This window comes from Streptomyces sp. NPDC028368 (assembly GCF_055565615.1).
Genome location: NZ_JBVHTY010000007.1, coordinates 327,725 through 348,945, shown reverse-complemented (window position 1 = coordinate 348,945; position 21,221 = coordinate 327,725). Strand labels below are relative to the sequence as shown.

Sequence of the window (21,221 nt, the reverse complement as noted above, 5' to 3'; positions counted from 1 at the left end):
AGTCCGCCATGCCGCTCACGCTCATGCGCCTGCGCAGCTGCCTCTCGGTGGCGCTGGCCGGCGCCGGGCTGTTGGTTTCGGGATGCGCCAATCCGAGTATCGGCAGCGCCCATGACGATCCGACGAAGCCGGTCACGCTCAGGTTCTGGCACGGATGGTCGCAGCCGGGCGAGGTGAAGGCCATCGATGACAGCATCGCGCGGTTCGAGAAACGTCACCCCAATATCACGGTGCAGACGGTCGCCAATGTCACCGACGAGACCGTGAACCAGGCGCTGCGGGCGGGCGGGGACGAGGCACCGGATGTGGTGTCGTCGTTCACCACCAACAACGTGGGCCAGTACTGCTCTTCGGGAATGTGGGCGGATCTCGATCCGTTTCTGCGGAAGACGGGGGTGGCGAAGGAGAAGGTGTTCCCCAAGGCGTTCCTCGACTACACGAGTTACCAGGGGAAGCAGTGTGCGCTGCCGCTGCTCGCCGACGCGTACGGGCTGTACTACAACAAGGACGCCTTCAAGAAGGCCGGGGTCGCGCGGCCGCCGCGGACGATGTCGGAGCTGAAGCGGGATGCCGTGAAACTCACCGAACGGGCCGGGGACGGTTCGTACAAGAGGGTGGGGTTCATGCCCAACTTCCGGCTCTACCAGAACAGTCCGGACCGGATGTTCGCCCAGTGGGGGCCGGCGTACTTCGACCGGCACGGAAAATCGCGGCTGGCGAAGGATCCGCACACGAAGGAATTCTTCGCCACCGCTCATGCGCTGATCGAGGCGCAGGGCGGATACGCGGCGCTGGAGGGATTCCGTACCCGGTTCGGCGATGAGATGTCGTCCCAGAACGCCTTTTTGAAGCAGAAGCTGGCGATGCATCTGGACGGCGAATGGCGGGGGCTGATGCTCAAGGACCAGAAGGCCGCGTTCGACTGGGGTACGGCGCCGATGCCGGTTCCCGATGATCAGGCGGACACCTATGGCCGGGGCTATCTGACGGGCACGGTCGCCGGGATCGCGCACAGCAGCCGGCATCAGAACGCGGCATGGGAGCTGGTGAAGTTCCTTACCGTGGACACGGATCAGGTGGTGCGGTTCGCCAATGCGATCCACAACGTGCCGTCGACGAACGCGGCCCTGAAGTCGCCGGAACTGGACACCGACCCGGCGTTCCGCACCTTCCTCGACATCGCGCAGAACCCGCACAGCGCCGCGCCTCCGCCGTCCGACAACGGCGGGCAGTACATCACCGCGCTGCAGGATTTCTCGTACGGTGCCGAGGCCGGAAAGGTCCCTGATCTGGACAAGGGCCTGCGCGGGCTCGATGCCGAGATCGACGCCGACAATCTGCAGTCCGAGAACTGACGGAATGAAGAGTGACGGAAAGCCGGATGACCTCGGATGGCGGGAGTGCCGGATGACGGACGACGGAGAGATCGCCATGGCATCCACCGGTACGGCAGCCGGAGCCGCGCCCCCGCCTGCGCCCGCGCCCCCGCCCGCACTGCGGCGTAAGCGCCACCGCGAGCGGCTGCGCACCCTCGGGTTCCTCTCCCCCTGGCTGGTCGGCTTCTCGGTGTTCTTCGGCTATCCGCTGATCGCCACCGTCTATTTCTCCTTCATGCACTACAACCAGATCAAGCCGCCGGATTTCGTCGGGCTGCGGAACTGGAAATACGTACTGACGCAGATGCCGCTGTTCGGGCCCGCGCTGGGGAACACGCTGTGGCTGGTCGTCGTCATGGTCGCGCTGCGGGTCGTCTTCGGCCTGGGCATCGGGATGCTCGTCACCAAGATCAAGTCGGGCGCCGGTTTCTTCCGTACGGCGTTCTATCTGCCGTATCTGGCGCCCCCGGTGGCCGCGACCGTGGCATTCGTCTTTCTGCTCAACCCCGGCACCGGGCCCGTCAACGAGATCCTCGGGGCGATCGGCATCCCGGCGCCCTCCTGGTTCAACGACCCCGACTGGGCCAAACCGTCGCTGGTCCTGCTGTCCCTGTGGGGCATCGGCGACCTGATGGTGATCTTCATGGCGACGCTGCTGGACGTCCCCCGGGAGCAGTACGAGGCCGCCGAGCTGGACGGGGCGGGCGCCTGGGGGAAGTTCCGGTACGTCACCTGGCCGTCGATCACCCCGATCGTGATGTTCGCGGTGGTCACCGGCGTCGTACAGACCATGCAGTACTACACGCAGGCGCTGGTCGCCGGAAAGCTCGCCTCCGGCATCTCCATCGGGCCGGGCACCGTCATCCAGCCCGGCTACCCGGACCACTCCACCCTCACCGTCCCGCAGCTCGTCTACTCCCTCGGCTTCCAGAACTTCAACACCGGCGCGGCGTGCGTGCTCTCCCTCGTGCTCTTCGTCATCGCCATGGCCGTCACCACCCTGCTGATGCGCAAGCGCGCCGGCCTGCTCCCGGCGGAGGACTGAAGCGATATGACCGATCTGACCACCACGCCCCTGAGCACGCCGCGCGCGCCGACCGCACGGGCCCGTACGGGCACCGGCGACCGCGGCCCGGCGGCGCGCGCCCGGCGCAAGCGGCTGCTGCACTGGATCGCCGTGCACGCCGTGGGCGTCGCCGCCGCCCTCTTCTTCGTCCTCCCCTTCGTGTTCGTCTTCCTGACCTCCGTGATGGGCGACGACCAGGCGATGAGCGGCGAGCTCTGGCCGACCGCGTGGCACTGGTCCAACTACCTCACGGTCTTCCAAACGCCCGGCTTCCTGGACTGGTGGAAGAACTCGCTGATGTACGCCGGTCTCGGCACGCTCTTGACGGTGTGCTCGGCGGTCCCGGTCGCCTATGCGCTGGCCAGGTTCCGCTTCCGCGGCCGCCGTACGGTGATGCTGCTGGTCATCTCGACGATGATGCTGCCGCCTCAGGTCATCGTCATCCCGATGTACCTGGTCTGGGCCCAGCAGCTCCACCTGGCCGGCACGCTCTGGCCGCTGATCATCCCGATGGCCTTCGGCGACGCCTACTCCATCTTTCTGCTGCGCCAGTTCCTGCTCACCATCCCCCAGGAGTACGTCGAGTCCGCCAGGGTGGACGGCTGCGGCGAGCTGCGCACCCTGCTGCGCATCATCGTGCCGATGGCCAAGCCGGGCATCGCCGCCATCGCCCTCTTCCAGTTCTTCTTCTGCTGGAACGACTACTTCGGCCCGCAGATCTACGCCGCGCAGAACCCCGCCGCCTGGACGCTCTCCTACGGCCTGGAGTCCTTCAAGAGCGCGCACAGCGTCAACTGGAACCTCACCATGGCCGCGACGCTGCTGGTCATGGCGCCGGTCATCATCGTCTTCTTCTTCGCACAGAAAGCCTTCGTCGAAGGCGTCACGCTCACCGGAGTGAAGGGCTGATTCGGACATATGAAGCTCGCAGTGGTCGGCGGAGGCTCGACCTACACCCCCGAACTCATCGACGGCTTCGCGCGGTTGCGTGAGGTGCTGCCCGTGACGGAACTCGTCCTGATCGACCCGGCCGGCGAGCGGCTGGAGCTGGTCGGCGCGCTGGCACGGCGGATCTTCGCCAGGCAGGGCCATCCGGGCCGTATCTCCTGGACCGGTGACCTCGATGCCGGCATCGACGGCGCCGATGCGGTGCTCCTGCAGCTGCGCGTCGGCGGGCAGGCCGCCCGCAACCAGGACGAGACCTGGCCGCTGGAGTGCGGCTGCGTCGGCCAGGAGACCACCGGGGCGGGCGGCCTGGCCAAGGCGCTGCGTACCGTCCCCGTCGTCCTCGACATCGCCGAGCGGGTGCGCCGCCGCAACCCCGGCGCCTGGATCGTGGACTTCACCAACCCCGTCGGCATCGTGACCCGGGCGCTGCTCACCCACGGCCACAAGGCCGTCGGGCTGTGCAATGTCGCGATCGGCTTCCAGCGCAAGTTCGCGAAACTGCTGGGCGTGGCCCCTGGGGACGTCGAGCTCGAACACATCGGCCTCAACCACCTCACCTGGGAGCGGGCCGTCCGGGTCGGCGGCGAGGACGTCCTGCCCACGCTGCTCGCCGAGCACGGTGACGCGGTGGCCGAGGACCTGCGCATGCCGCGCTCCCTGCTGGACCGCCTCGGCGTCGTCCCCTCCTACTACCTCCGCTACTACTACCAGCACGACGCGGTCGTACGGGAGTTGCGCAGCAAGCCCTCGCGGGCGGCGGAGGTCGCGGCCATCGAGCGGCAGCTGCTCGAGATGTACGGCGATCCCGCGCTGGCGGAGAAGCCGGAGCTGCTGGGCAAGCGCGGCGGAGCCTTCTACTCCGAGGCCGCGGTGGCGCTGACCTCGTCCCTGCTGGGCGACACGGGCGACGTGCAGGTCGTCAACGTGCTCAACAACGGCGCGCTGCCCTTCCTGCCGGACGACGCCGTGATCGAAGTGCCGGCGGTGGTGGACGGCGCGGGTGCCGTGCCGGTGCCCGTACGGCCGCTGGAGCCCCTGTACGCCGGGCTGGTCGCAGGCGTCACCGCCTACGAGCACCTGGCGCTGGAGGCGGCACTCAAGGGCGGGCGGGACCGGGTCTTCTCCGCCCTGCTCTCCCACCCCCTCATCGGCCAGACCGACCACGCCGACCGGCTCACCGACGAACTGATCGCGCACAACCGGGAGCACCTCACGTGGGCCTGACCGGCACGGCGCTCGCCATCGACGCGGGCAACAGCAAGACGGACGTGGCCTTGGTGGCCGCGGACGGAAGGGTGCTGGGCACCGCCCGGGGCGGCGGATTCCGGCCGTCGACAACGGGCGCCGGACGCGCGGTGGACGTCATCGCGCCGCTGGTCGCCGCCACCCTGGCGCAGGCCGGGGCGGCGGGCCCGGTCGATCACATCTCGGCGTATCTCGCCAACGCCGACCTCCCCGTCGAGGAAGCCGGCCTGACCGCGGAGATCACCAGCCGCGGCTGGGCGCGCACGGTGACCGTCGCCAACGACACCTTCGCGCTGCTCCGGGCCGGCCTGCCGGACACCAGAGAGCGCACGGGGGTCGCCGTGGTGTGCGGCGCGGGCATCAACGCCGTAGGGGTCGGCCACAACGGTGCCACCGCCCGCTTCCCCTCCATCGGACGGCTCTCCGGCGACTGGGGCGGCGGCGGTCATCTCGCCGACGAGGCGCTGTGGTTCGCGGCCCGCGCCGAGGACGGCCGGGGCGAGGCCAGCGACCTGGCACGCGCGCTGCCCGCCCACTTCGGCCTGACCACCATGCGGGAACTGATCGAGGCCCTCCACCTGCGGGACATCCCCGACCACCGGCGCCACGAGCTGACGCCGGTCCTCTTCGGCGTCGCCGCGGCCGGCGACGCCGTCGCCCGTGCCGTCGTGGCCCGCCAGGCGGAGGAGATCGTCCTCCTGGCCGCGGTCGCCCTGCAACGCCTGGACCTCCTCACGGAGACCACCCCGGTCATCCTGGGCGGCGGCGTCCTCGCGGCCCGCCACCCCCTGCTCCACGACCGCATCACCGAACTCCTCGCGGAACGCGCCCCGAAGGCCGTACCGCGCGTGGTGACGGTGCCGCCGGTACTGGGAGCGGCCCTGCACGCACTGGACCGGGCGGGGGCGGGGCCGGCGGCCTATGAGCGGCTTCGGGGGGCTTGGGGATAGGACGGCACGGGGGCAGGGGCGGCACCTCCTCACCCCTCGATCACCCCGCCCATCGCCCGTCCCCACCCCACCTGCACGCTGTGGCCCCGGTACGTCTCGGTACGGTCGCCGGGGGCGAGGACGATGTCGGCGGTGCGGGCGTGGCCGCGGTCGCGGTCGCGTTCCGTGACGATGGTGACGTGCTGGTCGGTGTCGTTGATGACGAGGGTGGCGGTGCCGTCCGGAAGGTGGCTGATGGGGTAGTGGCCGCCCGGGTCGACGTAGGTGGTGGCGCCGATGGTGAGGAATCCGCCGGCCGGAAGGGCGTGGTCGGGAGCGGGGGCGCCGATTGCCGTGGCGGCGGCGAGGGGTTTGAGGAGTGCGGTTACGCGTCGCATGAGGGCCTCCGGTACACCGGGCGCGGGCGGGCCGCGCCGGTCGCTGACGTGGTGAAGCAGCTTCACCTTCGTCACTCAGAGTAATCAGCGAGAGTTGTTTCCGGTAGCGGCGCGCGGGAGTGAAGCGGGGGGCGTGCGATGCGCCGGGCGCCTCGGCCGCCCGGTCAGTCGTCCAGCGGCAGTGCGAGGTCCCGCACATGTCCGGCCAGCAGCAGGACGGCGGCGTCCACGGCCGCCTGCGGGTCCTGGGCGCGGATGGCGTCGGTGAGGCGGGAGTGCGGGTCGGTGGGGGCCGCGGTGGCGGTGTCGAGGCAGGCGGCGCGGCGGAGTTCCGCCCGGAGGGCGGCGCTGAGGGAGCGGTAGATGTCGGCGAGTACGGGGTTGTCGCCGGCCTCGGCGACCAGGATGTGGAACTCGGCGTCGGCGGCGGTGAAGGCGTCGCCGTCGTGGGCGGCGAGCGCGGCGTGGCGACGGGCCAGGGCCGCCTCGATTCCGGCGAGTTGGGCAGCGGTGCGGTGCTTGGCGGCCTGGCGCGCGGCGACGACGTCGAGGCCCTGGCGGATCTGGGTGACATGGGTGAGTTCGGCGCGCTCCAGACGGCGGCGGAGGGCGACCGCGCTGTCATCGTCGGAGATCACGAAGGTGCCGTCGCCCTGCCGGGGTTCGAGGAGCCCGGAGTGGACCAGGGAGCGGACGGCCTCGCGGACCGAGGCACGGCTGACGCCGAGGGTCTCCGACAGCGCGCTTTCGGGCGGGATACGGCTGCCCACCGGCCAGACGCCCGTCACGATCTGGTCGCGGATCTCGTCGGTCGCGGTCTCCACCAGCGACACCCTGCCCTTGCGGACCGCTCGCACTCGATCACTCCCCATGAGGCAGGTCAGAGGTGACAGACCACGGATCGCGGTGGGCAGGTCACGGCCGGCCGGGCCGGTGTCCTGATGTCTGGCGACTGGCTGTCCTGGGAGCAACTGTAGTGCCGGCCGTGGGGAGGGCGGAGGGCGGTGAGGGCCCGGCCCCGGGAACCGGCCGTACCACGCCGGCGTCAGTCAAGGCGGGGACGGGCGGACCAGGGCGGGTGCGCGGCGCGGTCCGCACAAGATCGGGTCAAGAACGGTGTGCTGATCAGTGGGTACGGACATACTGCTGCCCGTGCACCAGTTCTCGTGAGCGCGCTCGCGGCGCGCCACGGGGACCGGGCCCGCCGGCGGCCGAGGGGGAGGTTCTGTGTCGTCAGTAGAGTCCGTCGCGGCCGTGGAGTCCGCTTCGTCCGTACCGGCCGCGTCCGCCGTCGGCGGGGTGCCGGCCGCGGCCGGGCGCCGTACGGCATGGGCCGACGGGCTAGACGAGCTGCGCGCCGCGGCGACGACCGAGCCGGGCCGGCTGCGGGTGATCGGCGCCGTACTCGCCCTGCTGATGCTGGCGTTCGGCGGGGCCACGGCCTGGCAGGTGTCCGACCGGGCGGCGGCCGCGGACGATGTGGTCGAGCGCAGCCAGCCGCTGAGCGCGAACGCGGCGGGCATCTACCGGTCGCTGGCGGACGCGGACACGACGGCCGCCGGCGGTTTCCTGGCGGGCGGGGAGGAGAGCCGGGCGACGCGTGACCGCTACGCGAGTGATCTCGCGACCGCCGCCGGGCTGCTGGTCAAGGCGTCGGCGGACACCCGGGGTTCGGACCGGGCCGGTGAGCTGACGGCCGAGCTGAACCGCGGGCTGCCGCGGTATGCGGGACTGGTCGAGACGGCGCGTACGAACAACCGCCAGGGGCTGCCGCTGGGCGGCGCCTATCTGCGGTACGCGAACGCCCAGATGCGCACGGAACTGCTGCCTGCCGCACGGGCGTTGTACGACGCGGAGAACGACCGGCTGGCCGCGGACTACGCCGCGGCGAAGGCGTGGCCGTGGTTCGCGCTGGCCGCCGGGGTGGTCGCCATCGGCGTGTTGGCGTGGGCGCAGCGGCGGAATTACCGGCGGACCAACCGGGTTTTCAACCGGGGGCTGCTGGCGGCGACGGCGGCCTCCCTGGCCGTGCTGGGGTGGCTGGTGGCGGGGCATGCGCTGGCGCGGGCGGGGCTGAGCGATTCCTACGACCGCGGGGCGCGGTCCCTGCGGGTGCTCAATGAGGCGCGGATCGATTCGCTGCAGGCGCGCGGGGACGAGAATTTGACGCTGGTGGCGCGCGGGGCGGTGCTGACCGGCGACCAGAAGGATTTCTATGAGGTGGGGTTCCGTTCGGGGATGAAGGATCTGGCGGGCCCGGCGGCGAGCGGGGGCGCGGTGCACGCCGGCCGGCTGGGGACGGCGCTGGCGCTGGCGGACGACGAGGCGGGGCGGCGGCCGGTGCGGGATGCGCTGACGCACGTGCGGCAGTGGCAGGCGCGGCATGCCCAGGCGCGGGCGGCGGACGACAAGGGTGATTACGAGCAGGCGCTGGCCAAGGTGATCGGCGACGACCGGCCGACGCGGGAGTCCTTCGACCGGGTGGACGCCGCACTGCACAAGGCGCTGGTGCACGAGCAGAACGAGTTCCGGTCGGCGGCGGACGGGGGGCGGGCGGCGCTCGGCGGGCTGGCGGTGGGAGCCTCGGTGCTGGCGGTGCTGGGCGCGGTGGGTGCGGTGCTGGGTATCGGGCGCAGGCTGTCGGAGTACCGGTGAGGGGACGTGGTGAGGGGGACATGAGCAGGCGCGCGCGAGCCTTGGTGAATCTGCGTGCCGCGCTGGCGCCGGTCGCGGCCGGGGTGGGAGTCATGGCGGCGGCCGCGGCGGTGCTGGTGCCCGCCCTGGGCAGCGATGCGCTCGGCGGCGTACTGGAGGGCAGGGCGCCGGCGGTCCACCGGAGCGAGCGGCCGGAGGTGTCGCCCGCGGTGACCGCCGGTACGCGGTGCACGCCGGCGACGGCGGCGCAGAGTCTGCGGCCGTCGCCGGACGGCGGGCCGGCGGTGGACCGGATCAGGAAGAAGGGGCAGCTGGTCGTGGGGGTGGACCAGAACACCTACCGCTGGGGGTACCGCGATCCCGGCACCGGCAAGCTGCGGGGCTTCGACATCGATCTGGCACGGGCCATCGCCAAGGACATCCTGGGGCCGGACGCCAAGGTCGTCTTCCACGCCGTCCCGACCAATCAGCGCATCCCGGCACTCCAGAAGCGCACGGTCGACATGGTGGTACGGACGATGACCATCAACTGTGCGCGCAAGGAGAAGGTGGCGTTCTCGACGGCGTACTTCCAGGGCGGGCAGCAGGTGCTGGCGCCGAAGAAGTCGGCGGTGCGGGCGTTCGACGATTCGCTGCGGGGCAAGCGGGTGTGCACGGCGGCGGGTTCGACGGGCGAGTCGGCGCTGGCCGCGCAGCGGCACGGCGCACAGGTGCTGACGGTGCCCAGCCAGCTCGACTGCCTGGTACGGCTCCAGCTGGGCCAGGCGGACGCGGTGGTCACGGACAATGCGCTGGCCGCGGCGCAGGCGGCACAGGATCCGACGGTGGAGCTGAAGGGCAAGCCGTTCACCGACGAGCCGTACGGCGTGGCGATGAACAAGGACGACACGGATCTGGTGCGGCGGGTCAACAAGGTCCTGGACGACTACCGAGGAGGCGGGGGTGTTGACAGCCCCTGGATGCGCGCGTACCGCACCTGGCTGCAGGCCGATCTGCCGGGGATATCGGGGCCGCCCTCGCCGGAATACAGCGACTGAAGCGCACCTGCGCGACAAAAGCGGCCGATGCGGTCGATGCGGTTGACGGCGACCGATCGCCCCACGAAGCGGCGGTTGCCGTCACTATGGGGGGAAGGGAGGGGAGCGAGCAGTTCCACAGAGCGACCCAGGCGCGCCAACCGCCGCGCGCCGCAGGCGTATTGGAGAGGTGATCGATGGGGGTCCCTGGGCCCTTCCCCGGTTCCGCGGGGAGGCATCCTGCCCCGGTGCTGGACCGGGAGGAGGTGGATCGTGCCCTGGCGCGGCTCGGCGCCGAGTACGACGCGATAGAGACATCGCTGCTCGCGTTGCAGGACCACGCGGGTCGCCGGCTTCTGGAGGGCGCCGATCTGTCCGGCACCACCAAGGAACGCTGGGCCGCCACCGAGCGGTCCATCACGGTCCTGTGGTCGCATTTCGATACGTACACCGCCACGTTGACGGCGGCGCGGGAGCTACGGGAGCGGCGCCACCGGCCCTCCCCCGACGATCTGGCGGAGCTGTCGGAGCTGCTGCGCGGCGGCGTGACGGTGCCCGGTGAGGCCGTGGCGGGCGGCGGGCCGGAGGGCGGGCCGGCCCGGCCGAGCGAGCGGCTGCGCCTGGAGGAGCTCGTCGAGCGGATGAACGGGCTCTACGCGCGCTCGCTCGACGTCATCGTCGCCGCCGACGCGGTGTGGTCGGCGCTGCCGGCCCGGATAGATCTGCTGTCGGCCGAGCTGCGGCGGACGCGTTCGCTGGCGCACTCGGTGGGGGTGCGCCCGGGTGAGCATCCGGCGGGCGACGACCTGGAGCGGATCACGGACGAACTGACCCGGCTGCGCGGCCAGGTGATCGCGGATCCGCTGGCGTTCTGGGTGTCGTCGTCGACCGGGAGTTCCGCGCCCGGGGGCGGCCGTCCGGACACCGCGCGCTACGACCGTGCGGCGCGCGCCCTGGAGGGCGTCCGGCGGGAGATCGAGGCGGTCCTGGACGTCCGGCAGGACGCGGAGCGGCGGCTGATGCAGCTGCGCGATGTGCTCTCCCGGGCCGACCGCACGCTGACCGAGGCACGGCAGGCCCGTGGCGAGGTGCTGGCGAAGATCGCCGCGTCCGAGGTGCCGGCGGTCAGCGGCCCGTCGACGGCGCTGCGCGAGCAGCTGGCGGCGGCCGCGGACTACCGCAGGCGGGCGCAGTGGCACCGGCTGTCGCCGCTGCTGGACAGCCTGGAGGAGCGCGCGGAGGACGAACTCCACCGCGCCCGCGAGTCGTTGACGGCGGTGACCGCCCCGCTGGCCGTGCGGGCCGAGCTGCGCGGGCGGCTGGACGCGTACAAGGCGAAGGTCGCCCGGCACGGCATGGCCCAGGACCCGCTGCTGCTGGAGCGGTACGACACGGCCCGCCGGATGCTGTGGAGCGCACCGTGCGATCTGCGGGCGGCCGAGCAGGCGGTGTGGCGCTATCAGCAGGCGGCGGCCGAGGTGCTGGCAGCGGAGCAGCCGGACCGTAGGGGGGACAGGTGACGGAGGGAGCCGGCGGCCGCTGCCAGCGGCCGGAGTGCGGGGGGAGGTACGAGGACATCGGCGGCGGCGAGCTGTCCTGCGATGTCTGCCTGCTGGCGCCGGTGGTCTCACCGGGCGGGCTGCTGTCGTCGCCGCCCACCGGGCTCACGGCGCGGGTCCCGGCGGGCATGACGGCGGCCGGGGGCGCACCGCCGGCCGACGCCGGGGGCGGCGAGGCGACCCGGGGCATGCCGGCACCGGCCGCCCCGGGGCCGGCGCACCGTACGGGCGGAAGCTCGGGCTCCGGGTCGTCGGGGTCCTCGGGGCCGGCGCGCGGGCGGCTGGGGGCGGGACTGGTGACGGTGCCGCAGGTGCCGCGGCCCGATCCGCACACCGCCGTGCTGGAGAACCCGGAGGTCCCCGAGCGCAAGCGGTTCTGCAGCCGCGGCGACTGCGGGGCGCCGGTGGGCCGGGGGCGCGCGGAGCGGCCGGGCCCTGCGGAAGGGCTCTGCGCCAAGTGCGGCCATCCGTACAGCTTTGTGCCCAAGCTGCGGCCCGGTGACATCGTGCACGGCCAGTACGAGGTGGTGGGCTGTCTGGCCCACGGCGGGCTCGGCTGGATCTATCTGGCCATCGACCACGCGGTCGCCGACCGGTGGGTGGTGCTCAAGGGCCTGCTGGACACCGGCGACGAGGAGGCGCTGGCGGTCGCGGTGTCCGAGCGGCGGTTCCTGGCGGAGATCGAGCACTCCAACATCGTGCGGATCTACAACTTCGTGGAGCATCTCGACCGGTCGACGGGCAGCCTGGACGGCTACATCGTCATGGAGTACGTCGGCGGCAAATCGCTCAAGGAGATCGCCAACGAGCGGCGCACGCCCCAGGGGCGGCGCGATCCGCTGCCGGTCGAGCAGGCCTGCGCGTACGGCATCGAGGCGCTGGCGGCGCTGGGCGATCTGCACCGCCGCAATCTGCTGTACTGCGACTTCAAGGTCGACAACGCCATCCAGCAGAGCGACCAGCTCAAGCTGATCGACATGGGCGCGGTGCGCCGGATGGACGACGACCGGAGCCCGATCTACGGGACGATCGGCTATCAGGCACCGGAGATAGCGGAGCTGGGCCCGTCGGTGGCCTCCGACCTCTACACCGTCGCCCGCACCCTGGCCGTCCTGACCTTCGACTTCCAGGGCTATACGAACGTCTTCGCCGACTCCCTGCCGGACCCGGACCACATCGAGGTCTTCCGCACCTACGAGTCCTTCTACCGGCTGCTGGTACGGGCCACGGACCCGGACCGGGCGCGCCGCTTCGCCTCCGCCGAGGAGATGGCCGAGCAGCTGACGGGGGTGCTGCGGGAGGTGGTGGCGCTCCAGTCGGGCGAGCAGCGGCCGGCCCCGTCGCAGCTTTTCGGATCCGAACTGCGTGTGGTGGACACGGAGTTGGTGGCCGCCCAGAAGGGCGACAGTTCGCGACTGGGTGCGCGCGGGGCCGCCCCGGACGGCGCCGCCGCGGCCCCCGGCGGGCCCGTGCTGCGCCCCCTGGACACCTCCGGCGCCGCCCTCGCGCTGCCCGTACCCCGGGTGGATCCGGCCGACCCCAACGCCGGTTTCCTGGCCGGGCTGATGACCGTCGCCCCGGCCGAGCTGCTGCCCGCGCTGCGCTCGGCGCCCGCCGACTCCCTGGAGGTCCGGCTGCGCGAGCTGCGCGCCTTCCTTCAGACGGGGGACGGCCCGGCGGCGCGGACCCTGCTCCGGGCCGTCGAGTCGGATCCCGAGCGGTGGGGCGGCGACTGGCGGGTGGTGTGGAACCACGGGCTGGTGTCCCTGGCCACCGGGGACCACGAGGCCGCCGCGCTGTCCTTCGACGCGGTCTACGACGCCTTCCCCGGCGAGCCCGCGCCGAAGCTGGCGCTGGCCGTCTGCGCCGAGCTGCTGGGGCAGCTGGACACCGCCGCGGAGTACTACCGCCTGGTGTGGGCGACCGATCACGGCTATGTCAGCGCCGCGTTCGGGCTGGCCCGGGTGCGGCTGGCGGCGGGCGACCGCGGGGGCGCGGTCGAGGCGCTGGAGTCCGTACCGGAATCGTCCGTCCACTGCACCGCTGCGCGGATCGCGGCGGTGCGCGCCCGGCTGCGGCAGCGCTCGCCGCACGACGCGCTGCTCGGTGATCTGCGGGCCGCCGCCCGACAGGTCGAGGAGCTGGCGGAATTCGGACTGGACGCCGAGCGCCGCGAACAACTGGCCACCGAGGTACTGGGCAGCGCCCTGGACTGGGTACTCTCCGGTAGCCACGGTGCCCGGCCGGACGGCGGGCAGGCCTCGCCCGAGCGGCCGCCGCTGCTCGGCAGCGCGCTGGACGAACGCGGCCTGCGGTTCGGGCTGGAGAGGTCGTACCGCCTGCTGGCGCGGCTGGCGCAGCGTGGCGAGGAAAGGATCGAGCTGGTGGAACGGGCCAACCGTTTCCGCCCCAGGACGTGGGTGTGACATGGGTGTGACTGGGCCGTCCCGCTGCCGGAGCTGCGCGGAGCCGCTCGACGCGGGGGACAATTTCTGCGGGCGGTGCGGCGCGGACCTCGTGGTGCCCGCCGCGTCGGCGTACGGCGCGGTGCCGCCGCCGCCCTCGTATGCGCCGACCGTCGGGGTGCCGCCCCAGGGGCAGGCCGGGCCCCCGCCGCCGGATCCCACGACGCGGATTCCGTACGAGGAGCTCGCCGGCGAGGGCGGCCCCGGTGCGGGCGGCCCGCCTCCGGGTGACCCCGGCAGGCCCGTCGACCCGCGCGTCGCCGGGTACGAAGTGGTGGCCGACGCCGCGGCGTCGGCCGCCGGAGCCGCGGAGCCCGCCGGGCAGGCCTCCGCCGGCGCGGCCGAGGACGCCCCCGGGGCCCCGTCCGGCGAGGCGGCGGAGGCGGCCGAGCCGGCCGAGACTGCCGCCGACACCCTCCACCTCTGCGCGTCCTGCCACGCGGGCGCCCTGGACGCCGACGGCTTCTGCGAACACTGCGGGCACGGTCAGCCGCGCGAACGCGACCGTATGGAGCGGGAGCTGGCGGGCTTCGCGGCCGTCAGCGACCGCGGACACCGGCACCACCGCAACGAAGACTTCTTCGCGCTGCGGGCCACGTCCCTGCCGGACGGTTCGCCGGCCGTGGTCGCGGTGGTCTGCGACGGCGTCTCCTCGGCGACCCGGCCTGACGAGGCGTCCCAGGCGGCGTCCGAGGCCGCGGGCGACGCGCTGCTGGCGTCGCTGCCGCGCGGTACGCACCCCCAGCAGGCCATGCACGACGCCGTCATGGCGGCCTCGGCGGCGGCCGACGCGCTGGCCGCCGACCCGTCCCTGGCCCACGACGAGCACCGTCAGCAGAACGCTCCGGCCTGCACCTTTGTCGGGGCGGTGGTCGGCGGCGGGCTGCTGACCGTCGGGTGGGTCGGCGACAGCCGCGCGTACTGGATCCCCAACGACCGTACGGCGCCCGCGGCCCGGCTCACCGAGGACGACTCCTGGGCCGCACAGATGGTCGCCAACAACCTGATGTCCGAGGCCGAGGCGAACGCCGACGAGCGGGCGCACGCCATCACGGGCTGGCTCGGCGCGGATGCCTACGAGGTCGAGCCGCACACCGTGACCTTCAAGCCGGACGGCCCCGGCGTGGTCCTGGTGTGCACGGACGGGCTGTGGAACTACGCCGAATCCGCCGAGCAGATGGCCGCGGTGCTGCCCTTCGACGCTCCCGCCCGGCCGCTGAACGCCGCGCGGACGCTGGTCGCGCACGCCCTCGACGGCGGGGGCCATGACAACGTCACGGTGGCGGTCGTGCCGTTCCCCGCGCCGCAGGTGCCGGCGGGATCGGCCTGACCGGCGGAAACCCGATGGCCACCGTCGCCGCGTCGGATGTGGCGCATTTCTCTGCCGAGGCGTGCCGGGGCGCTCGCCGGCCGCGCCGCACGGCCGGCGAGCGCCTCGGGGAATGCGGACACTGCGAAACTGCTTGCGAAGGTGGTGGACGTCGTCGATGCGGCGACCGGTACTGTGCGACTGAAGGCGAAAAGAAATAGCAACGACCAGTACCGAGCAGTACCACCGGAAGAAAAGGTACGGAGGGGGAAGAACCGACATGCCGACCTGCCCGAACGGACACCAGTCGGTGGCCGAAGACTGGTGCGAGGTGTGCGGCCACAGGATGGCGGGCGCTGTCCCCCCGCCGCCCTCCCTGCCTGCGGGGTTCCTGAACACGCCGCCCAGCCAGCCCACCGGCCAGCCCGGTCCGCCGCCGCCCCACCAGCAGGGCCCGCCGCCCGGAGAGCCGCAGGGCCCGCCGCCGGGACAGCCCGGCCCGCCGCCCGGTATGCCCGGCCCCGGTGCCCAGGGCGGCTACGGCTTTCCCCCGCCCGCTCCGGCGCCCGGCCCCGGCCCGGGTCCCGGCACGCAGGGCGGCTACGGCTTCCCGCCGCCCGCGCCGCAGCAGCCCTTCGAGCAGCAGCAGCCGCAGCCCTTCGAGCAGCAGCAGGCCGAGCTGTGCCCGCAGTGCCGTACGCCGCGGCAGGCGAACGCGCCGTTCTGTGAGAGCTGCCGCTACAGCTTCCTGACCAACTCCCCGACGTCCTACGCCCCGCCGCCCGGCCAGCCCGGCCCCGGCCCTCAGGGCGGCCAGGGCGGTTACGGCTTCCCGCCGCCGGCTCCGCAGCAGCCTTTCGAGCAGCAGCATCCTCAGCCCTTTGAGCAGCAGCCGCAGGCGCCCGCCCCGGGCCCCGGCCCCCAGGGCGGCTACGGCTTCCCGCCGCCCGCGCCGCAGCAGCCCTTCGAGCAGCAGCAGCCGCAGCCCTTTGAGCAGCAGCCGCCGTTCGAGCACCAGCAGCCCGGCCCGTACGACCCCCAGCAGCCGCCGCAGCAGGGCCCGCCGCCCGGCATGCCCGGCCCCGGTCCCGGCGGCTTCCCCGGACAGCCCGGCCCGCCGCCGGGTATGCCCGGTCCCGGCCCGTCCGGTCAGCCCGGTCCCCCGCCGCAGCAGGGCGACGACTGGACGCTGAACCCGCCCGGCGCGCAGCAGACGGCGGCCCCGCCGATGGCACCGCCCGCGCCCGGCCCCGGCCCGCAGGCCCCGTTCGAGCAGCAGCAGCCGCTCGCGCCGTTCCCGCCGCAGCAGCCGGGCCCGTACGAGCCCGGTCAGCCCGCGCCGTTCGAGCAGCAGCCCTTCGACCAGCAGCCGCAGCAGCAGCCGCCGTTCGAGCAGCAGCCCGGCCCGTACGACCCCCAGCAGCCGCCGCAGCAGGGCCCGCCGCCCGAGCAGCAGTGGAACGGCGGCCCGGGTCCCGCGGCGGCGCCGCAGGGTCCGCCGCCGGTCGTCGGCGACGGCTGGGTGGTGGCCATAGCGCCGGACCGCGAGTACTTCATGGCGATGATGGGCCGCAGCGGCCCGGAGGCCGCCGGGCTCAACCTGCCCGCGTACTCCCCCGAGCAGGTGCTCCCGCTCGCCGGTGGCCAGATCGCGATCGGCCGCCGCCGCAACAGCACCGGCGAGGCCCCGGACGTCGATCTCGGCCGTGCGCCGGAGGACCCGGGTGTCTCGCACCAGCACGCGCTGCTGGTGCAGCAGCAGGACGGCAGCTGGGCGGTGGTCGACCAGAACTCCACCAACGGCACGACGATCAACCTCGCCGAGGAGCCGGTCCAGCCGTATGTGCCGGTGCCGCTCCATGACGGCGACCGGGTGCATGTCGGCGCCTGGACGACGCTGACCGTACGCCGGGGCTGATCACCGGCCGGAACCTGTGCGGGGGCGTGACCGAACGGTCACGCCCCCGCATGCCGTTCCCCGTCCTACGCCCGAAGTCCTCGGCCATCGCGTCTGACACCATGGACGGGTGAACAAGATTCCGCGCGGCACGCTTCAGGAGCAGACCTTCTACGAACAGGTCGGTGGCGAGCAGACCTTCCGTCGTCTGGTGCACCGCTTCTACCAGGGCGTCGCAGAGGATCCGCTGCTGCGGCCGATGTACCCGGAGGAGGACCTGGGTCCGGCCGAGGAGCGGCTCGCGCTGTTCCTGATGCAGTACTGGGGCGGGCCCCGCACCTACAGCGACGGCCGCGGCCACCCCCGGCTGCGGATGCGGCACGCCCCGTTCACCGTCGACCGGGCCGCGCACGACGCCTGGCTGCGCCACATGCGCGACGCCGTCGACTCCCTCGGCCTCACCGAGGAACACGAGACGCAGCTGTGGAACTACCTCACGTACGCGGCCGCCTCAATGATCAACGCGGCGGACTGACGCCCGACCGGCGCCGAGCTCGCCGGCTCTCCCCTCCAGCAGGGCGCCGAGCGGCTCTACACCGCCGCCGTCGCGGCCGGCACGGGCTTCGCCCTGCTGGCCCTGCTGCTCTCCCTTCTCCAGGCCGCCCCGCAGCGCACCCAGCTTCTGGCCCGGCTCCGCACGCTGGGCCTGACCCCGGCGCAGGGGCGCCGCCTGATGGTCCTGGAGGCGCTGCCGCAGACGCTGCTCGCGGCCGTCGGCGGTGTGCCGGCGGGCGCCGCCACCGTCCGCCTGCTGGGCCCCGGCCTGGACCTCGCCCCGCTCGCGACGGCCGGGGCGGTGGGTGACGGCGCGCCGGGCACCGTACACGTGGCCGCCGACTCCGCGTCCCTCCTCCTGCCGTCGGCGGGCGTGGTGGTGCTGGCCCTGGCCGTGGTTCTGGCCCAGGCCTGGCTGAGCGAACGACGGCGCGATGACACCGAGTGGAGAGCGGGGGACACCTCATGAAGCAGCCCGGCACACCGTCGGCATCGCTCGCCGAACTGGAGGCGCGCGCGGCCTCGCGGCGCGGGCGGCCCGCCTACGGGCACGACGCGCTGATCGCCTGCGACCGCCTCGTACGGGTCTTCACCGCCGACGGCGTCGAGGTCCGGGCCCTCCAGGGGCTCGATCTCCTCGTCGCCGAGGGCGAGTTGATGGCCCTGGTCGGCGCGTCCGGCAGCGGCAAGTCCACCTTGATGAACATCCTGGCCGGGCTGGACGTGCCCACCGCGGGCGCCGCCACGGTCGCCGGACGCGATCTGCTGACCATGGACGCCAGGGCCCGCCTGCGCTACCGCCGCGAGGTCGTCGACTTCGTCCGGCAGCAGACCACCCGCAACCTCCTGCCGTACCTCACCGTCCTGCAGAACGTCACCCTGCCGAGGGGCCCGTCAGACCGGGGTGACCGTGATTCCCGACAGTCCGGTCAGCCCGGCCGGGCCGCCCACCCGTACGGCAATCGATCCGTAGGGGGTGCTCAGGCGCAGCCAGCCGCCCGCGGCGAGCAGGGTCAGCCGCTGCTCGGCGTGCGGGGCGCGGCCGTCCTGTGACCCGCCGCCGGCGAAGGCCGCCGAGCGCACCGGGCGCAGAAAGCCCAGCGACTGGGCGGCGTGCGCGGCGCGCAGCGGAAGGTGGGTGTCCCCCAGGGTCCGCGACCAGATCTCCCGGCCGATCCGGTCCCGTTCGCTGCGGGTGCGGTGCTGCGGCGGCAGCTCCGCGTCGCGGGCGCGGAATTCGGCGACCGCGCCGGCCACCGTGCGCAGCAGCGCCTCGGGCTCCGGCAGTCCCGGCACCCGCTGCCATCCGCCGCGCGGCGGGAGCAGCCCGGCCCACGGGGGGCCGGTGACGGAGGCGGGCACATTCAGCACGCCTTCCGCCGATGCCTCGACGCCTTCGAGGAGTTCACCGGCCGAGACGGTGAGGTCCAGGGTGAGGTCCTCGTCGTCGAGCCGGGCGGTGCGGATCGCCAGCACCTCGAAGGACGGCGGGCGGCCGAAGACGGCGAGCACGCCGCCGGCGGCCCGGAGCCGTACCGCGGCCGCACGGTCGTAATGGATCAGCCGGGCCAGGAAGGCGGCGAGATCCGCCGCCTCCCCGGCATCGGCCAGACGCAGCGCCGTCATCGGGCGACGGCCCCCTCCTGATGCGAGGCGTCGTCCAGGTACTCCTTGAGGATCGCCTTCTCCTCCGCGGTGATGCGGCGGGGGCGCTCCTCGCGGAAGTCGAACGGGACGACGACGGTCGAGGCCCGCAGATAGAGCGTTTCCTCGTCCTTGACCTCGTACGCGATCGTCATCGACGCGGCGCTGATCTTCGTCACCCACAGCTCGATGTTCACCGGGGAATGCCGGTGCACCAGCTGCCGTACGTAGTCGATCTCGTGCCGGGCGACCACCGATCCGCCCGTGAACGACGGGCTGCCGTCCCCCGGCGCCAGCCGGCGCATGAAGTCGATCCGCGCCTCTTCGAGGTAGCGGACGAACACCGCGTTGTTGACATGGCCGAACGCGTCCATGTCCGACCAGCGCAGGGGGCAGGAGTAGAGGTGTCGCACGACGCTCAGCCCCGGGTCAGCTTCTTGTACGTCGCGCGGTGCGGACGGGCCGCGTCCGCACCGAGGCGCTCGACCTTGTTCTTCTCGTAGGACTCGAAGTTGCCTTCGAACCAGAACCACTTGGACTCGCCCTCGTACGCCAGGATGTGCGTGGCGACGCGGTCGAGGAACCAGCGGTCGTGGGAGACGACCACGGCGCAGCCGGGGAACTCCAGCAGCGCGTTCTCCAGCGAGGACAGGGTCTCGACGTCGAGGTCGTTGGTCGGCTCGTCGAGGAGCAGCAGGTTGCCGCCCTGCTTGAGGGTGAGCGCCAGGTTGAGGCGGTTGCGCTCACCACCGGAGAGGACCCCGGCCGGCTTCTGCTGGTCCGGGCCCTTGAAGCCGAAGGCGCTCACGTACGCCCGCGAGGGCATCTCGACCTGGCCGACGTTGATGTAGTCCAGCTCGTCGGAGACCACGGCCCACAGGGTCTTCTTGGGGTCGATGTTCTCGCGGCTCTGGTCGACGTAGGAGATCTTGACGGTCTCGCCGACCTTGATGTCGCCGGAGTCCGGGGTCTCCAGGCCCTGCAGCATCTTGAACAGCGTGGTCTTGCCGGCGCCGTTCGGGCCGATGACGCCGACGATGCCGTTGCGGGGCAGGGTGAAGCTCAGGTCGTCGATCAGGACCTTCTCGCCGAAGGCCTTGTTGAGCTTCTCGACCTCGACGACGATGCTGCCCAGACGCGGGCCCGGCGGGATCTGGATCTCCTCGAAGTCCAGCTTCCGCATCTTGTCGGCCTCGGCGGCCATTTCCTCGTAACGGGCCAGGCGCGACTTGGACTTGGCCTGCCGTCCCTTGGCGTTGGAGCGGACCCACTCCAGCTCTTCCTTCAGACGCTTGGCACGCTTGGCGTCCTTCTGGCCCTCGACCTTGAGACGGCTCTGCTTGGTCTCGAGGTACTTGGAGTAGTTGCCCTCGTAGCCGTGCAGGCGGCCGCGGTCGACCTCGCAGATCCACTGGGCGACGTGGTCGAGGAAGTACCGGTCGTGGGTGACGGCGACGACGGTGCCGGGGTACTTGGCGAGGTGCTGCTCCAGCCACTGCACGGACTCGGCGTCCAGGTGGTTGGTGGGCTCGTCGAGGAGCAGCAGGTCGGGGGCCTCCAGCAGCAGCTTGCACAGCGCGACGCGGCGGCGCTCACCACCGGAGAGGTTGGTGACCTGCCAGTCGCCGGGCGGGCAGCCCAGCGCGTCCATGGCCTGCTCGAGCTGGGTGTCCAGGTCCCACGCGTTGGCGTGGTCGAGGTCCTCCTGGAGCTTGCCCATCTCCTCCATCAGCGCGTCGGAGTAGTCGGTCGCCATGAGCTCGGCGACCTCGTTGAAGCGGTGGAGCTTGCCCATGATCTCGGCCGCGCCGTCCTGCACGTTCTGCAGCACGGTCTTGGACTCGTCCAGCGGCGGCTCCTGGAGGAGCATGCCGACGGTGTAGCCCGGGGAGAGGAACGCGTCACCGTTCGACGGCTGCTCGAGACCGGCCATGATCTTCAGCACCGTGGACTTACCGGCGCCGTTGGGACCCACGACACCGATCTTCGCGCCAGGCAGGAAGCTCAGCGTCACGTCATCGAGGATGACCTTGTCGCCGTGCGCCTTGCGCGTCTTGCGCATCGTGTAGATGTACTCAGCCAAGAGAAACCGTCCGGCAGTTTGGATCTATCAGGGATCTGTCAGGTCTGTATGCGGCTCCGCCGCCTGGGCCATGGTG

Annotated in this window: 17 protein-coding genes and 3 pseudogenes; 15 read left to right on the top strand and 5 right to left on the bottom strand. The window is 72.5% G+C overall.

The features are described 5' to 3' along the window. Positions 1-8: 8 nt before the first annotated feature. The 5 genes from ACZ4S3_RS18935 to ACZ4S3_RS18915 all read left to right on the top strand — a co-directional run bounded on the left by ACZ4S3_RS18935 (position 9) and on the right by ACZ4S3_RS18915 (position 5,585). Positions 9-1,355, top strand: a complete 1,347-nt coding sequence (locus ACZ4S3_RS18935; RefSeq protein WP_467935238.1) for an ABC transporter substrate-binding protein — start codon at positions 9-11, stop codon at positions 1,353-1,355. A 76-nt stretch (positions 1,356-1,431) separates the two neighbouring features. Continuing rightward, positions 1,432-2,421, top strand: coding sequence for a carbohydrate ABC transporter permease (locus tag ACZ4S3_RS18930; RefSeq protein WP_467935597.1), 990 nt, complete (start codon positions 1,432-1,434; stop codon positions 2,419-2,421). Positions 2,422-2,436: 15 nt separating this feature from the next. Beyond that, positions 2,437-3,351, top strand: coding sequence for a carbohydrate ABC transporter permease (locus ACZ4S3_RS18925; RefSeq protein ID WP_467935592.1), 915 nt, complete (start codon positions 2,437-2,439; stop codon positions 3,349-3,351). 9 nt (positions 3,352-3,360) lie between these two features. Continuing rightward, positions 3,361-4,614 carry a 6-phospho-beta-glucosidase gene (locus ACZ4S3_RS18920; protein WP_467935233.1) on the top strand — a complete coding sequence of 418 codons (1,254 nt, stop codon included), beginning with the start codon at positions 3,361-3,363 and terminating at the stop codon, positions 4,612-4,614. Beyond that, on the top strand, positions 4,605-5,585 hold the full coding sequence (locus ACZ4S3_RS18915) for an N-acetylglucosamine kinase (protein ID WP_467935228.1): 981 nt from the start codon (positions 4,605-4,607) through the stop codon (positions 5,583-5,585). The genes ACZ4S3_RS18920 and ACZ4S3_RS18915 overlap by 10 nt, the downstream gene beginning before the upstream one ends. 29 nt (positions 5,586-5,614) lie before the next feature. On the opposite strand, the gene ACZ4S3_RS18910 is transcribed toward ACZ4S3_RS18915, so the two are convergent. Continuing rightward, the gene (locus ACZ4S3_RS18910) at positions 5,615-5,962 is read right to left on the bottom strand and encodes a hypothetical protein (protein WP_467935224.1); all 348 of its coding nucleotides are present in this window, start codon (positions 5,960-5,962) and stop codon (positions 5,615-5,617) included. Positions 5,963-6,126: 164 nt separating this feature from the next. Beyond that, positions 6,127-6,819 carry a FadR/GntR family transcriptional regulator gene (locus ACZ4S3_RS18905; RefSeq protein WP_467935219.1) on the bottom strand — a complete coding sequence of 231 codons (693 nt, stop codon included), beginning with the start codon at positions 6,817-6,819 and terminating at the stop codon, positions 6,127-6,129. Positions 6,820-7,189: 370 nt separating this feature from the next. Between ACZ4S3_RS18905 and ACZ4S3_RS18900 the strand changes: the two genes are divergently transcribed. The 10 genes and pseudogenes from ACZ4S3_RS18900 to ACZ4S3_RS18855 all read left to right on the top strand — a co-directional run. Further along, positions 7,190-8,617, top strand: a complete 1,428-nt coding sequence (locus tag ACZ4S3_RS18900; protein ID WP_467935215.1) for a hypothetical protein — start codon at positions 7,190-7,192, stop codon at positions 8,615-8,617. A gap of 20 nt (positions 8,618-8,637) precedes the next feature. Continuing rightward, positions 8,638-9,654 carry a glutamate ABC transporter substrate-binding protein gene (locus ACZ4S3_RS18895; protein WP_467935210.1) on the top strand — a complete coding sequence of 339 codons (1,017 nt, stop codon included), beginning with the start codon at positions 8,638-8,640 and terminating at the stop codon, positions 9,652-9,654. A 176-nt stretch (positions 9,655-9,830) separates the two neighbouring features. After that, positions 9,831-11,153: a hypothetical protein gene (locus ACZ4S3_RS18890; protein ID WP_467935206.1), complete on the top strand. Its 1,323-nt coding sequence runs from the start codon at positions 9,831-9,833 to the stop codon at positions 11,151-11,153. Beyond that, positions 11,150-13,618 carry a serine/threonine-protein kinase gene (locus tag ACZ4S3_RS18885; RefSeq protein WP_467935201.1) on the top strand — a complete coding sequence of 823 codons (2,469 nt, stop codon included), beginning with the start codon at positions 11,150-11,152 and terminating at the stop codon, positions 13,616-13,618. The genes ACZ4S3_RS18890 and ACZ4S3_RS18885 overlap by 4 nt, the downstream gene beginning before the upstream one ends. Position 13,619: 1 nt before the next feature. Next, positions 13,620-14,987, top strand: a complete 1,368-nt coding sequence (locus ACZ4S3_RS18880; protein WP_467935199.1) for a protein phosphatase 2C domain-containing protein — start codon at positions 13,620-13,622, stop codon at positions 14,985-14,987. A 63-nt stretch (positions 14,988-15,050) separates the two neighbouring features. After that, positions 15,051-15,197 (top strand): annotated as a pseudogene (locus tag ACZ4S3_RS18875) (hypothetical protein); the annotation flags it as partial. A gap of 49 nt (positions 15,198-15,246) precedes the next feature. Next, complete coding sequence (locus tag ACZ4S3_RS18870) at positions 15,247-16,884, top strand: FHA domain-containing protein (protein WP_467935195.1); 1,638 nt, start codon at positions 15,247-15,249, stop codon at positions 16,882-16,884. 109 nt (positions 16,885-16,993) lie between these two features. Beyond that, on the top strand, positions 16,994-17,398 hold the full coding sequence (locus ACZ4S3_RS18865) for a globin (RefSeq protein WP_467935193.1): 405 nt from the start codon (positions 16,994-16,996) through the stop codon (positions 17,396-17,398). A gap of 12 nt (positions 17,399-17,410) precedes the next feature. Further along, a pseudogene (locus ACZ4S3_RS18860) lies at positions 17,411-17,887 on the top strand (FtsX-like permease family protein); the annotation flags it as partial. Further along, positions 17,884-18,310: pseudogene (locus tag ACZ4S3_RS18855) on the top strand (ATP-binding cassette domain-containing protein); the annotation flags it as partial. The pseudogenes ACZ4S3_RS18860 and ACZ4S3_RS18855, both read left to right, overlap by 4 nt. Before the next feature lie 2 nt (positions 18,311-18,312). Here the strand turns inward: ACZ4S3_RS18855 and ACZ4S3_RS18850 are convergent. From ACZ4S3_RS18850 to ettA, 3 genes are read right to left on the bottom strand one after another with little or no spacing between them, the layout of a single operon-like run. After that, positions 18,313-19,044: a DUF8010 domain-containing protein gene (locus ACZ4S3_RS18850; RefSeq protein ID WP_467935189.1), complete on the bottom strand. Its 732-nt coding sequence runs from the start codon at positions 19,042-19,044 to the stop codon at positions 18,313-18,315. Next, positions 19,041-19,475, bottom strand: a complete 435-nt coding sequence (locus tag ACZ4S3_RS18845; RefSeq protein ID WP_467935185.1) for an acyl-CoA thioesterase — start codon at positions 19,473-19,475, stop codon at positions 19,041-19,043. Before ACZ4S3_RS18845 ends, ACZ4S3_RS18850 begins: the two co-directional genes overlap by 4 nt. A gap of 5 nt (positions 19,476-19,480) precedes the next feature. Beyond that, positions 19,481-21,145 (bottom strand): energy-dependent translational throttle protein EttA, encoded by a 1,665-nt coding sequence (ettA, locus tag ACZ4S3_RS18840; protein ID WP_467935181.1) that lies wholly within the window; start codon positions 21,143-21,145, stop codon positions 19,481-19,483. Positions 21,146-21,221: the final 76 nt, after the last annotated feature.

Coding starts and splice junctions, on each gene's coding strand:
- ACZ4S3_RS18880 (WP_467935199.1), top strand. CDS start 13,620: ATGGGTGTGACTGGGCCGTCCCGCTGCCGGAGCTGCGCGGAGCCGCTC.
- ACZ4S3_RS18910 (WP_467935224.1), bottom strand. CDS start 5,962: ATGCGACGCGTAACCGCACTCCTCAAACCCCTCGCCGCCGCCACGGCA.
- ACZ4S3_RS18870 (WP_467935195.1), top strand. CDS start 15,247: ATGCCGACCTGCCCGAACGGACACCAGTCGGTGGCCGAAGACTGGTGC.
- ACZ4S3_RS18895 (WP_467935210.1), top strand. CDS start 8,638: ATGAGCAGGCGCGCGCGAGCCTTGGTGAATCTGCGTGCCGCGCTGGCG.
- ACZ4S3_RS18930 (WP_467935597.1), top strand. CDS start 1,432: ATGGCATCCACCGGTACGGCAGCCGGAGCCGCGCCCCCGCCTGCGCCC.
- ACZ4S3_RS18935 (WP_467935238.1), top strand. CDS start 9: ATGCCGCTCACGCTCATGCGCCTGCGCAGCTGCCTCTCGGTGGCGCTG.
- ACZ4S3_RS18890 (WP_467935206.1), top strand. CDS start 9,831: ATGGGGGTCCCTGGGCCCTTCCCCGGTTCCGCGGGGAGGCATCCTGCC.
- ACZ4S3_RS18850 (WP_467935189.1), bottom strand. CDS start 19,044: ATGACGGCGCTGCGTCTGGCCGATGCCGGGGAGGCGGCGGATCTCGCC.
- ACZ4S3_RS18920 (WP_467935233.1), top strand. CDS start 3,361: ATGAAGCTCGCAGTGGTCGGCGGAGGCTCGACCTACACCCCCGAACTC.